The following is a 12,863-nucleotide window of genomic DNA, read 5'->3' as shown; positions in this document are numbered from 1 at the left end:
GCCGCTCCAGTTCGCTGACCTTCTGTCCGATTAAACTTGTACATCGGGTTAGCTAGCTCCTGCAAATGAGTCTCGTCATTTGCACGAGACGCTGTGTAGTTTTTGGTGTGGCACTGCGAGTTTCCACGACGGTTGGCAGGATCCCCGCAGTGTTCAGGATCTGGTACGACTCAATCATGTGTACTGTACCGCTACTATGCCCGGAATATGACGTTGGCTCGCTGAATGTGGGGAACAGGCGGATATGCGCAGCGCATTTTACAGGTGTGTGCAACAGTTGTTGTAAGTCGGGCACCTCGATGATTTCGACACTTTCCGCTTCTGCGCACGACCGCAGGAGAATAGAGATGCTCCTTCAGAGTATAAGGTCGATGGCTCTCAATCGACCACAGACGCATCTAAAAAAAGGGGTTTTCGGCGGAGCGGATTTTTCGGGCGGCGGGCGCTGCCGTTCGTAGGTCGCAGATTGCCCCGGTATTCAGTAGAATGAACGCCAACTTGCGCTGAAATTACTTATGAAGAGGAATTACCATGCGGACGACTCTGCTTGACTTGCTGAGCCAAGGTCAGCCGGTTGTGGCTGATGGCGGCATGGGCACCATGCTGTTTGCGATGGGGCTGGAGCGCGGCTCTGCGCCGGAATTGTGGAATGTGGAGCATCCTGATGAGGTGCGCAGCGTGCATCGCGGTTATATCGAGGCGGGCGCGCAAATTGTGCTGACGAATACCTTTGGCGGCAACGCGTTTCGCCTCATCGGGCACGGCCTTGCGGAGCGCGTGGGCGAGCTGAACCGTGCCGCGGCGCAGTTGGCCCGCCAGGAAGCGGACGCGGCGGCGCAGCCGGTCGTCGTCGGCGGATCGATGGGGCCGACGGGGCAGATGTTGGAACCGCTGGGCGATCTGACCTTCGAGGACGCGGCAGCCGCGTTCGAGGCGCAGGCCGCCGCATTGGTCGAAGGCGGGGTCGATGTGCTATGGATCGAGACGATGGCTGATCTCGAAGAAGTTCACGCCGCCGTCGAAGGCGCGCGCCGCGCTGCACCGGAAATGCCCATCGTGACTACCATGACCTTCGACACGCGCGGGCGCACCATGATGGGCGTCACGCCCGAACGCGCCGTGGAGACGCTGAGTCAGTACAACGTCATTGCGTTGGGCGCGAACTGCGGCAACGGTCCGGACGAGATCGAGACCGTGATCGGCAAAATGCACCAGGCGGGCCCCGAAGTACACTTGATCGCCAAAGCGAACGCCGGACTGCCGCACATGGAAGACGGTCAGGCCGTTTACGACGCCTCGCCAGAGGTGATGAACGCTTATGCGGCGCGGGTTCTGGCCCAGGGTGCACAAATTGTTGGCGCATGCTGCGGCAGCACACCGGACCATATTCGGGCGATTGCCGAGGCACTGCGCGTGTAGCCTTACCGTTATCGCTCCGCCGTGCATGACGGGGCACAGGAGCATCAGATGGAACGTTCACCTGCCGGAACAGCAACCAGTATCGTGATCTTTGGCGCATCGGGTGACCTCACCGAACGCAAGTTGATCCCCGCCCTCTATACGCTGCACCGCACCGGGCGGCTGCCCGATCCCCTGAACATCGTCGGGATCTCGCGCACACCGTATTCACACGAGGACTTCCGCGATCATCTGTGCGAGTTTGCGACCGAGGTGCTCGAAGAGGACTGCAACAACGACGCCTGGAACGACTTCGCGCAGCATGTGTATTACCATGCCGGGAATTCGACCAACGCCGACGATTACGCCAAGCTCGACGAATTCCTTCAGTCGCTCGAAAACGGCCCCGCCAACCGGCTGTACTACCTGTCGGTGGCGCCCAACCTGTACGTGCCGATCGTCAAAAATCTGGGCAAGCAGGGCATGGCGCGCGAGAAGGACGGCTGCTGGCGTAACATCGTCGTCGAGAAGCCGTTCGGGCACGATCTGAAGTCCGCGCAGGAACTCAATGACGTGATCCATCACGTCTTCGACGAGCACCAGATTTACCGGATCGATCACTACCTGGGCAAAGAGACGGCGCAGAACATTCTGTTCTTCCGCTTCGCCAACACGATTTGGGAGCCGGTGTGGAACCGCAACTACGTCGATCACGTGCAGATCACCGTGCTCGAAGAGGTCGAGGTAGGGCATCGCGCCGGGTACTACGATCACGCGGGCGTGCTGCGCGATATGTTCCAGAACCACCTGCTGCAGCTTCTGGCACTGGTGGCGATGGAACCGCCCGCGTCGTTCAACGCCGACGCGCTGCGCAACGAAAAAGTGAAGGTGCTCAGCGCGATCCGGCCTATCCAGCCGAGGGACACCGTGCGAGCGCGCTACGAGGGCTACCTGCAAGAGCCGGGCGTCGTGCAGAACTCGATGACGGCGACGTATGGCGCGCTGAAGCTGTTTGTGGATAACTGGCGCTGGCAGGGCGTGCCGTTTTACCTGCGCTCCGGCAAGGCGACGGGCGTGCGGTCGAGCGAAGTCGTTATCCAGTTCAAGTCGCCGCCGCACATGATGTTCAACCAGCTCACCAACGATGGCAACTTCAAGCCGAACACGCTGTCGTTGTGCATCCAGCCGGACGAGGGCATTCACCTCAAGTTTGAAGCGAAAGTGCCGGGGTCGCACCAGGAGACGCGCTCGGTGGATATGGATTTCCACTACCGCGAATCGTTTGGGACCGGCTCCCTGCCGGATGCCTACGTGCGCCTGCTGCTCGACGCGCTGAACGGCGACGCCTCGCTGTTCACGCGCAGTGATGAGATCGAGATGGCGTGGCGGCTGATCGAGCCGGTGCTCGACGCGTGGGAACAGGAAAACACGCCCCGGTTGGCGGTTTACCCGCGCGGCACGATGGGGCCGATCGAAGCAGACGAGTTCCTCAGCCGCGATGGGCGCGCGTGGCACGCGGGCTGCGAAGACCATGAGTGAGAGCGTGGAGGTTTACGCGGACGGCGCGGCGCTGGCCGAGGCCGTTGCGGAACAACTCATCACGCGGGCGTGGAGCGCGATCGCGGCGCGAGGCCGCTTCAGCATCGGGCTGTCCGGCGGATCGACGCCGCGCGGCCTGTTCGAGATGCTGGCTCACGAGCCGTATGCGCCTCGCCTGGACTGGAGCAAGATTCACGTCTTCTGGGGCGACGAGCGCAGCGTGCCGCCGGACGATCCCGACAGTAACTACGGCATGGCGCGCGAAGCGCTGCTGAGCTACGTCCCGCTGCCGGAGGAGAACGTATACCGGATGCGCGGCGAACTACCCCCGGCGGAGGCGGCGGACCAGTACGAGCAGGTGCTCCGGGACTTCTTTGCGGACCAGAAACCGCGCTTCGACCTGCTGCTGCAGGGGATGGGCGACGACGGGCATACCGCGTCCCTGTTTCCGCACACGAAGGGCCTACGCGAGCGCAACCGCTGGGTGATTCCCAACTATGTGCCCAAACTGGATACGTGGCGCATCACGCTGACGGTGACTGCGATCAACGCGGCGCGCGAGGTGATCTTCATGGTTAGCGGGGCGGGGAAGGCGAAGGCGCTGCACGACGTGATCGAAGGGCCGCACCAGCCGGAGACGCTGCCTTCGCAGTTCGTTGCGCCCGCCAATGGCGAGGTCGTATGGATGGTGGACGAAGCGGCGGCGTCGCTGCTGCGGCGGCACTGATACGAAGACGTAGCCAGGGATTTTTCGTAGGGGCGATGCTTGCATCGCCCTTTTTTGTGTGTCGAAGGTAGGGGCAATTCATGAATTGCCCCTACGGAATCAGAACTCTGTTCCTAATCGATCAGCGCTGCCGTCAGCGCGTCGATGACGTCCGCGACGGTGGCCTGCATGCCGGGCGTCAGCGGCGCGTCGATCTGGTTGGCGAAGGGCTGGATGCCGATCAGCGCGACGTGACAGTCGAACTCCGCCACCATGTAGCGCGCCAGTACGTGCGGTGGCAGAGAATGAGTCGAGGCGCTGACGCCGGTCGTCTGCTCCCAGTCGAGCCAGCGGACTGCCCCCGGCGGCTCGCCCATTTGCGCCGCATCGACCATCAGCACCAGATCCGGCTCGAAGCGGCGCAGCGCCCCGGTCGTGTTTTCCGGCGCGGGGCCGGCGTCGATCACCAAAAGCCGGTGCGATCCGGCGGTGCGCTCGATGAGCGCCCGCGCGATGACCGGCCCGGCTGCATCGTCGCCGTTGAATTCGTGCCCCATGCCGATGATGGCGACACGGGGCACGCGGTTACTATTCTGAGCCAGTTGGTTCAGCGTCTGGGTCAGAGCGCCCTGCCAGGACGGCTGCGACATGCTCTTCATCCCCGAAGGTCAGCACCATCGGCTCGCGGCTGAGCGCGGCCAGCTCCCACTCGTCATTTGCCATCGAGAGGCAGCCCTTGTTGCAGCTTTCCACGCACTGCGCGCAGAAGGTGCAGCGATCGACGTGGTAGCGGAAGACGAACTGCTTCGCCTTCTTGTCGATGGTGATCAGCTCGATCGCATCGGCGGGGCAGTCTTTGCTGCACAACTGGCATCCGGTGCAGTTGGTGCTGTCCCAGTGCAGCTGACCGCGCAGGCGTTCGGGGGCATCCAACCGCACGAAGGGATACCGCTGTGTGACGGGTTTCTTGATCAGCCCATCGAGGGCATCTTTCCACATTCCGGTGAGCTTCATGCGACCACCCCTTCCCAGAGGACCATGATCAGGAACTGGACCAGCACAAGCAGCGTACCGTAGCGCCACCACAGCCCGACGGTCTGGTCGATGCGGAGGCGCGCCAGCAGCGATTGCAGCCCGGCCAGCAGCCCCAGCAGCAGCAGTGTTTTGAGGAGGAACCAGATCGGGTTGGCGACGCCGCCCAGGTAGAAGGCCGCGACGAGCGTCAGGCCGATGATCAACTCGATGCCTTTGCCCAGGTGGAACAGGGCCAGCCCGCGCCCGCTGTATTCGGTCAGCGCACCCGCGACGATCTCCGTCTCGGCTTCCGGCGCGTCGAAGGGCGGCAGCTCGAGCTTGCCCATCAACCCGATCAGCGCGACAACGAAGCCGATCGGCTGCGTGAGCAGCAGCGCGTGGTTCTCGGCATAGTGCGCGATCTCATCAATCTGCCAGCTCTTGGCGACGATAGCCGGGCCAAGCAGCGCCAGCAGGAACGGGGCTTCGTACGAGAACAACTGCGTCAGCGTGCGTGTCGCGCCGATCAGCGAGAAGCGGTCGAGCGTGTTCGCGCCCGCCAGCCCGGTGCACAGCGTCAGCAGGCTGAGCATGTAGATCGCCACGATCAGGTCGCCGTCGAAGCTGTCCGCCGGGCGCAGGCCGAAGATAGGCACGTAAAGCGCCGCCGTCAGCGCGCCCGCCAGCGCGATCACCGGCAGCGCGACGAACAGGCGCGGGTCCACGCCGTCTGGCACGATTTCCTCTTTGGCGAGCAGCTTGATGTTATCCGCAAGCGGCTGGAACCAGCGCGGCCCGATGCGGTTGTGGAAACGCGCGACCAGCTTGCGGTCCACCCACTCGTAGGCCATGCCCGCTAGGATCAGGCACAGGCCGCCGGGGAAGAACAGGATCTCGATAATCGATTCCAAAGTCTTCATTTATAGAACTCGATTCCGTACTGGCGCAGGGCTTCCCACGACATCGTTTTGTCGTTCCCGCGCGTGTCGTTGATCGTGAACATGCGGTCATTGCACGAGAAGCACGGGTCGATGCCGCTGATGATCATCGGGATGTCGGCCAACTGGTGACCGACGGAAGCCTCTGCGACCGAGGCCAGCGCGGGCAGGGTAGGCGTACGCACCTTGACACGCTCCGGCGTGTCGGTCCCGTTGCTCTTGATGAAGTACAGCAGCTCGCCGCGCGGCGCTTCGACCCGGCTGATCGTCTCGGCGGGCTTGATGCGGCGCGGCATACGCGTCGTCAGATCGCCTTCGGGCAGGTGTTCGAGCATCTCGCGGATCACGCGGTAGCACTCGAACAGTTCCTTGACGCGCACCACGCAGCGCGCCAGCAGGTCGCCCGCCGGATCGACCACCATCGTGACCGGAAACTCCGAGTAGGCGGCGTAGGGCGAATCCACGCGTACGTCGCGGGCCACTCCGGAGGCGCGCGCCGTCGGACCGACCACACCCAGGCTTTCCGCCTGTTCGCGCGTCATGACGCCGATGCCCTGCGTGCGGCGCAGGAACATAGCGTCGGTGGTGACCACTTCGAGATAGTGCTGCGTGCGTTCTTCGAGGAAGTCCAGCCCGGTGCGGATCGCTGTGATGATCTCCGGCGTCAGGTCGCACTTGACCCCGCCCAGCAGGTTCGCGGAGTAGTTGACGCGGTTGCCGGTGATGCCTTCGAGCAGGTTCATGACCGTTTCGCGGTCGCGCCAGGTGTACATGAACAGCATATCGAACCCGGCTTCGTGCGCGGCGACGCCGAGCCACAGCAGGTGGCTGTGGATGCGCTCAAGCTCCGCGATGATGGTGCGGATGGCGCGGGCGCGCGGCGGCACTTCGACCTCGGCGAGCTGTTCGACGCCCTGGCAAAATGCCGTGGCGTGGATGTGCGAGCAGATGCCGCAGATGCGCTCGACAAGGTACATGTTCTGCACGTAGGAGCGGCTTTCCGCGCCTTTTTCGATGCCCCGGTGCACGTAGCCCAGGCGCACCGTCGCGCCGGTGACGGTCTCGCCGTCCACGGTGAACTCGAAGTGCCCCGGCTCTTTCAGCGCGGGGTGCTGCGGGCCGATCGGGATGACAAACTTGTCGCCGTCCTGCTTCATTTCCAGAGATTGCGGTTGCATGATGTTGGGGTCCATCGCTACGCCTCGTGAAGTTGTTCCATGCGGAAGTCTTTGCGCAGCGGGTAAACGCCGTCCGGCCAGTCTTCGGGCAGGAACAGGCGGTCGCTGTTGGGCGTGCCGGTCACCGTGACGCCGAGCATTTCCATCAGCTCGCGTTCGTAAAACGTGACCGACTGGATCAGTCCGTACAGGCTGGGCACGACAGGCGCTTCGCGCGGGACACGCACGCGCAGTGTGAGCACCGCCGCTTCGTTGCAGAAGTGATAGAGCACTTCGATGATCCCGGCTTCGACGCCCTGATCCAGCCCGGTGATGGCCGACAGATAGCCCCACTTCGCGTTGTGAAGCGCCTCCACGGCGGCCAGCAGGTCTCCGGCTTCGATCACCGCGTCGAGGCGGCGGGCTTCAGGTTCGGCGATTTCTTTGGTCCACGGCGCGATCAGCTCGCGCCCGGTGTCGAGCAGTGCTTCGGTCGTCATGCGATAGCCTCCTCCTCCGGCTTGCCGGGATCGGCCACGGGGACTTTTTCACCCGCTTTGACCGAGGCTTGCAGCGCGGTCAGCAGCTTCACCACACCGTCGATGATCGCTTCGGGGCGGGGCGGGCAGCCCGGCACGTAGGCATCGACCGGGATCACCTGATCGATCCCGCCCATGATGTTGTAGCAGCCGTGGAACGCGCCACCGGTCAGAGCGCACGACCCGACTGCGACCACGAACTTGGGTTCGGGCATTTGCTCGTAGATGCGGATCAGCCGCTCGCGCGCCTGCCGTGTGACCGGGCCGGTGCAGATCAGAACGTCCGCGTGACGCGGGCTGCCTTGCAGCTTCACGCCGAAGCGTTCCAGGTCGTAGCGCGGGGTGAGCGTGGCGAGAATCTCGATATCACAGCCGTTGCACGAGCCGCTGTTGAAATGGATCGCCCACGGCGAGTTTACGCGCGCCCAGGTCTTGACCTGATCGAGCACGTGCTGCCAGGACTTGTCCAGGTTGAGCGTCATATCCACCTCCTGTTGGGGGATTGGTGTGGATTTAGCCGAGGATCAAGGCGACCAGCGCCAGGATCAGGCCGACCAGATAGATTCCCACGACGGACGAAAGGTCCCCGCTGCCGAGTACGAGCACACCCAGGTGCAGCACGGCGAAAAACAGCGCGACGACGAAGAAAGGCCGGTAGCCGGGCACGGCGGGGCGGGTCGGTGACGATTCGCCTGCCGCGTAGGTGCTCATCTTGGCGGGCGATTTGCTGCCCGCGCCAGCCAGGATACGTCCGAAACCGGAGAGGATGGCGACCAATGCTACATAGATCACGAAGGCCACTGGCGGAGCCAGAAGGAATTTATCCATAGAGTAACCTCGTAAACGTACTGTCTAGTTAGGGCGAACGATATAAATTGAACGGTAAATGACCCTTAAGTGTTCGGGACTAGAAACCGAATGATGCGATCAGCGCCCTCCCTGCGGGGCCGCTCAGCCAGTCGAGCAGGCTGGGCCAGACACCGACGGCCACGATCGCCACGCCGAGCACGGCCAGCGGCACGTTCATCAGCGAGGGCAGCGGCCCACCCGCCAGCACCGCGTCGGACGGCTTCTGGCGATAGAGCGCGTTGACCAGCGGCGCGTAGTAGGCCAGCGAGAGCACGCTGTTCAGCGCGGCGAACACCACCAGCGCTTCGATCCACTCGTTTTTGGTTTCGAAGCCCGCGACGAAGATCTGCCACTTGGACATAAACCCGGCGAGCGGCGGCAGTCCGGCGAGGCCGAGCACCGCGACACTGAGTCCCAGCGCCGCCCAGGGATACTTCTGCGCCGCGCCGCTGAGATCGCTGATCGTCAGCGGACCATGATCGCCCATCGAGGCGTGCAGGGCGTAAAGCAGCGCGCCCGCCGCCAGGAAGGCCAGCCCCTTCATCATGCCGTGTGTCAGCATGTGGAAGAAGCCGCCTTCGGCTCCCGCCGCCTGCTGCGCATAAAACGCGATGCCCAGGCCGAGCAGCATGTAGCCGACGTGGCTCAGGCTGGAGTAGGCCAGCAGGCGCTTGACCTGCGTCTGGCGCAGGGCCATCAGGTTGCCGATCAGCATATTAAACGCGCCGAAGACCATCAGCAGCTCGCCCCACGACGCGCCGATGCCGACCAGTGCCGACAGGACGCGCAGCAGCGCAACGAGGCCCGCCTCGATCACCACGCCGGACAGCATGGCGCTGATGCCGCTCGGCGCTTGCGAGTGTGCATCGGGCAGCCAGGTGTGCATCGGGACGAGCGCGGCCTTCACGCCGAAGCCGATCAGGAACAGGCCGCCTGCCGCCAGCAGCGGGATCGAGCTTTCAGGCGCGGCGGCGCGGATTTCGGTCAGGTCGAGCGTGCCCGTCTGCGAGAGCACCAGCGCGATGCCCAGCAGCACGAAAACCGATCCGACCGCGCTTTGCACGAGGTATTTCACACCCGCTTCGAGCGAGGTAGGCTGCTCGTGGTAAAACGCGACCAGCAGGTACGACGCGATCGCCATCGCCTCGAACCACACCCACAGGTTGAACAGGTCCGCCGCGCAGCCGAGACCCATCATCACGCCGACCATTGCCACAAGCGAGGCGTAATACTTTTCCTGCCCGTCGTCAGCGGCCATGTAGGGGCCGGAGTAAAACACGACGATGGTGCCCAGACCGAGCGAAAGCGCGGCCAGCAGCAGGCCGAGATCGTCCAGGCGCAGCGAGGCGGTGCCGAGGGTGTAGGTTTGCACGCCATCCGCGTTGAGATCCGACGCGGCAATGGCGAAGGGAATCCAGGTGAGACCGAGCATGACGAGCGCCGCCCAGCGGGTCAGCGCTTCGCCATCCGGCCTGACCAGCCGCCCGATCAGGTAGATTACCGGCGCGGCCAGGAGCGGCAGCGCGATCATCCAGGTGAAAGCAGTCATATCAGCCATGGTTACGCCCCCAGCGCGAGAATGACGAGCACGACGATCAGCGCGCCGACGATGCCCGCCACGTTCCAGTTGACCGATCCGGTCTGGAACGTGCGCAGCGATTCTCCGGCGGTGGTGACCCAGAGCGCAACGCGACGGTTGAGCCACTCAAAGCCAAAGTCGGCAGCGGCGGCATCACCGATGGGGCGCAGCGAGGCCGCGACGCCGCTCAGCAGGTCGCGGAACCACCACGCCAACAGGCCCAACGCCACCACACCCAGCGCGAGGTAAGTCGCCGGGGCGGTGAGCACGTCGCCCAAGAGAGTCGTGCCTGCCTCGACGTGCAGGTGGTGGAACGGCAGCGTGTCTTCGAGCAGTTCCCCGAACAGGCCGATCAGCAGCCAGGTCGTCGCCGTGCCCGCGGCCAGAATGCCCGTCGAGAGGCGCATCATTTGCCCGGCAGGGTGGACGTGCAGCTTGGCGCGCGGCTCGCTGTAGAAGACCAGCCACACCATGCGGAAGGTATACAGCGCCGTGATGCCCGCGCCGATCACCATGCCGATGTAGGCCCAGACGGGACCGTCGTGCAGGCCGCCTTCGAGGATCAGTTCTTTGGACCAGAAGCCGTTGAGGATCGGCAGGCCCGCCAGCGCCAGCGAACCGACCACGAACACGTTGCGGACGAAAGGCATCTGCTTGCCCAGGCCGCCCATCTCGCGCATGTCGCGTGTGCCGACGCTGTGGATCACCGCGCCCGCGCTGAGGAACAACAGCGCCTTAAACACGGCATGGCTCAGCAGGTGGAACTGGCTGGCGAAGATGTCGCCCACGCCGATCGCGTACACCATGTATCCCAGTTGGCTGACGGTCGAGTAGGCGAGGACGCGCTTGAGATCGGTGGCGACCAGCGCCATCAGTGCGGCCATCAGCGCGGACACCAGCCCGACCACCGTTACCGCTGTGGTCCAGCCGTTCACGCCTTCGAAGGCCGGATAGAAACGCGCCAGCACGTAGACGCCGCCGTTGACCATCGTCGCGGCGTGGATCAGCGCGCTGACGGGGGTCGGGGCTTCCATCGCGCCGGGCAGCCACGTATGGAACGGGACCTGCGCGGACTTGGCCGCGGCGGCGATCAGGAAACCGAACGCCAGCGCCGCCAGTACACCCGACGGCAGTTCGTCGGCGCGGCTGAGCAGCGTGCTGATCTGGTAGTCGCCCAGGTAGGCGTACACGATCAGCCCGCCGATCAGCATTCCCACGCCGCCGAACGAGGTCATGACCAGAGCCTTGATGCCGCCCGCGACCGCCTTCGGATCGTCGTTGTGGAAGGAAATAAGGGCATATGATGTAAGTGCGGTGATTTCCCAAAAAATGAACAGGAGTAGGATGCTGCCGGTGAGCACCAGCCCGACCATCGCGCCGATGAACAGCAGCACGAAGCTGTAAAAACGCCCTAATTGTTTTTCGCCGTCCATGTAATCGACGGCAAAGACAACCGCGAGACACCCGACGACGGTCGCTACCGCCGCGAGGAAGACGCCCAGACCATCGGGCACGAAGGTGAAGTCGCCAAACACGCTGCCGACGTCGATCCGCAGCGCAACCGAGTCGCTCGTCGAGGGGATCAGCAGCAGCGCGGTGATGCCTGCCAGCACGCTGAAGATCACCGCCAGACGGTGCTGCTGGTCCGGGCGATCATCGCCCGTCAGCCAGACGGCCAGCGCGCCCAGCCAGGGCAGCCCAATCGTGAGAACGATCAGCCAGTCTGTCATTGGGCTATCCTTTCAGCGTGGATAGTGCGTCTACGTCGAGCGTGCCCAGCAGCCGCTTGGCCTGGACGGCCAGCGCCAGTCCCACCACGGCGACTACGGTGTCCGCGACGATGACGGTGATGGCGAGGCTCTGGCCCAGGTTGACCTGACCGCTTGCTTCGCCCGCCGCCACCAGCGCCAGCAGCGCCCCTTTGACCAGGATTTGCAGCGCCACGACGACTTTGATCAGGTTGCGGGTGATGAGCAGCCCGTACAGGCCGATCCCGATGATGGCGATGACGCCGGCCATGAGGATTTCAAGCGTGGACATCGGCTACCTCCGGCTGTGCTTCCGGCGCGCCCAGATCGAGCGCGCGCGCAGGCTGTGGCGTGGAATGGCCGTTGTTATGCGCGGGGCGAGATTCGGTCGTGTGTGCGGCGGGCATACGTCCCAGAGCGGGAACTGCCGCCTCGCTGAGCAGACCGAGCACTCCCATCACGCCGGTGAAGATCAGCACGATCTGGACGAGGATGTCCAGCGCACGGTCTTCCCATAACACAGCGGAGAGCGTCTCGCCGCCGCCTGTGGCTTTGATCCCGTCCAGCGGCAGCATCATCCACCCGAGCAGCGCGGCGAAGATCAGCAGTAAGCCAATCACCAGCCGGACCGGGATGCGCGGTGTCGCGCTCATAGCGTCGTCGCCCGCGATGCTGATGGCGAAGACAAACAGGACAGTGACCAATCCTGCGCCGACGCTTAGCTCGATGACGGCAACCTGGTGTGCGCCGAGTTGGTAAAGTGTAAGTGCCACCAGCGCGCTGATCCCGGCTAACCATAACGCGCTTGATAAAAGTTTTTGCGCCCGGACAGCCATGAGCGCACACACCGCCGCTCCGGCTACCAGGAAGGCATATAGCATTGTTCCCTCCTTCACAATTAAGTTGTTGTGATCATACAGGACAAGGACCGACTCCCGTAGTGCAGGAAATCATTTAGGGCACCGTCATCCGTCCCCGGTAATGGAGATAAGAGAGTCATTTATTGATGTGCATAACGCTGCCGCAGTTCTGCCTGCTGAGGGAACAGATATCGTGAGGTGGTTGCGAAAGCCCCCTTTCATCACTAAACTAGTCAGGCACTCGCATACAGCACAGGAGGGGTTCTGCCGATGATTGCGCGAATGAGACGGATAGTCGTCCCGCTTTGCTTGATCGTGATGTTCACGCTCACGTTGGTTCCCGTTCATGCGGCTGGTCCCGTGTTCAAGGATCTGCCGGATCTCGACGGCCAGGAAATTCATATTGCGGTAGAGAATCTTTATACGCCCTTCCAGTTCGAAAACCCGGTCACCGGGGAAGTAATGGGTTACGAGTACGATATGGTGGCGGAGCTGTGCGCGCGGATCAACTGCACGCCGGTCTACGAAAACACGAG

Annotated in this window: 14 protein-coding genes and 1 pseudogene; 4 read left to right on the top strand and 11 right to left on the bottom strand. The window is 63.4% G+C overall.

Features of this window, described 5'->3' with window-relative positions:
- The first annotated feature begins 531 nt into the window (after window positions 1–531).
- The 3 genes from bmt to pgl are packed head-to-tail and all read left to right on the top strand — an operon-like array spanning window position 532 to window position 3,664.
- A complete protein-coding gene (gene bmt / locus V7116_RS22875; protein ID WP_324394304.1) occupies window positions 532–1,419 on the top strand; it encodes a betaine--homocysteine S-methyltransferase in 888 nt (295 codons plus the stop codon).
- A gap of 48 nt (window positions 1,420–1,467) precedes the next feature.
- Window positions 1,468–2,937: a glucose-6-phosphate dehydrogenase gene (gene zwf, locus V7116_RS22870; protein WP_324394303.1), complete on the top strand. Its 1,470-nt coding sequence runs from the start codon at window positions 1,468–1,470 to the stop codon at window positions 2,935–2,937.
- Entirely contained in the window at window positions 2,930–3,664 is a 735-nt protein-coding gene (gene pgl, locus V7116_RS22865; protein WP_324394302.1) for a 6-phosphogluconolactonase, read from the top strand. The genes zwf and pgl overlap by 8 nt, the downstream gene beginning before the upstream one ends.
- 113 nt (window positions 3,665–3,777) lie before the next feature.
- Here pgl and V7116_RS22860 read toward each other — a convergent pair whose 3' ends face one another.
- The 11 genes from V7116_RS22860 to V7116_RS22810 all read right to left on the bottom strand — a co-directional run bounded on the left by V7116_RS22860 (window position 3,778) and on the right by V7116_RS22810 (window position 12,348).
- The gene (locus tag V7116_RS22860) at window positions 3,778–4,293 is read right to left on the bottom strand and encodes a hydrogenase 3 maturation endopeptidase HyCI (RefSeq protein WP_324394301.1); all 516 of its coding nucleotides are present in this window, start codon (window positions 4,291–4,293) and stop codon (window positions 3,778–3,780) included.
- Window positions 4,232–4,657: a 4Fe-4S dicluster domain-containing protein gene (locus tag V7116_RS22855; RefSeq protein WP_324394300.1), complete on the bottom strand. Its 426-nt coding sequence runs from the start codon at window positions 4,655–4,657 to the stop codon at window positions 4,232–4,234. The genes V7116_RS22860 and V7116_RS22855 overlap by 62 nt, the downstream gene beginning before the upstream one ends.
- Window positions 4,654–5,577: a complex I subunit 1 family protein gene (locus tag V7116_RS22850; RefSeq protein WP_324394299.1), complete on the bottom strand. Its 924-nt coding sequence runs from the start codon at window positions 5,575–5,577 to the stop codon at window positions 4,654–4,656. The genes V7116_RS22855 and V7116_RS22850 overlap by 4 nt, the downstream gene beginning before the upstream one ends.
- Window positions 5,574–6,773, bottom strand: a complete 1,200-nt coding sequence (locus V7116_RS22845) for a hydrogenase large subunit (protein WP_324394298.1) — start codon at window positions 6,771–6,773, stop codon at window positions 5,574–5,576. Before V7116_RS22845 ends, V7116_RS22850 begins: the two co-directional genes overlap by 4 nt.
- A gap of 17 nt (window positions 6,774–6,790) precedes the next feature.
- Complete coding sequence (locus V7116_RS22840; protein WP_324394297.1) at window positions 6,791–7,252, bottom strand: NADH-quinone oxidoreductase subunit C; 462 nt, start codon at window positions 7,250–7,252, stop codon at window positions 6,791–6,793.
- Window positions 7,249–7,773, bottom strand: a complete 525-nt coding sequence (locus V7116_RS22835; protein WP_324394296.1) for an NADH-quinone oxidoreductase subunit B family protein — start codon at window positions 7,771–7,773, stop codon at window positions 7,249–7,251. The genes V7116_RS22840 and V7116_RS22835 overlap by 4 nt, the downstream gene beginning before the upstream one ends.
- Window positions 7,774–7,804: 31 nt before the next feature.
- A complete protein-coding gene (locus V7116_RS22830; protein WP_324394295.1) occupies window positions 7,805–8,119 on the bottom strand; it encodes a hypothetical protein in 315 nt (104 codons plus the stop codon).
- Between the two features lie 79 nt (window positions 8,120–8,198).
- Window positions 8,199–9,698 carry a complex I subunit 5 family protein gene (locus V7116_RS22825; protein ID WP_324394294.1) on the bottom strand — a complete coding sequence of 500 codons (1,500 nt, stop codon included), beginning with the start codon at window positions 9,696–9,698 and terminating at the stop codon, window positions 8,199–8,201.
- Window positions 9,699–9,700: 2 nt separating this feature from the next.
- Window positions 9,701–11,449: an NADH-quinone oxidoreductase subunit 5 family protein gene (locus V7116_RS22820; protein ID WP_324394293.1), complete on the bottom strand. Its 1,749-nt coding sequence runs from the start codon at window positions 11,447–11,449 to the stop codon at window positions 9,701–9,703.
- Window positions 11,450–11,453: 4 nt separating this feature from the next.
- Entirely contained in the window at window positions 11,454–11,759 is a 306-nt protein-coding gene (locus V7116_RS22815) for an NADH-quinone oxidoreductase subunit NuoK (protein ID WP_324394292.1), read from the bottom strand.
- Entirely contained in the window at window positions 11,746–12,348 is a 603-nt protein-coding gene (locus V7116_RS22810) for an NADH-quinone oxidoreductase subunit J (RefSeq protein WP_324394291.1), read from the bottom strand. The genes V7116_RS22815 and V7116_RS22810 overlap by 14 nt, the downstream gene beginning before the upstream one ends.
- 261 nt (window positions 12,349–12,609) lie before the next feature.
- Here V7116_RS22810 and V7116_RS22805 point away from each other — a divergent pair.
- Window positions 12,610–12,863: pseudogene (locus V7116_RS22805) on the top strand (ABC transporter substrate-binding protein); the annotation flags it as partial.

It is taken from the genome of Aggregatilinea sp. (assembly GCF_036822615.1).
In the GTDB taxonomy this organism is placed as follows: domain Bacteria; phylum Chloroflexota; class Anaerolineae; order Aggregatilineales; family Aggregatilineaceae; genus Aggregatilinea.
Note: the sequence above shows the minus strand (reverse complement) of the source record. Positions and strands in the feature narration are given on the sequence as shown.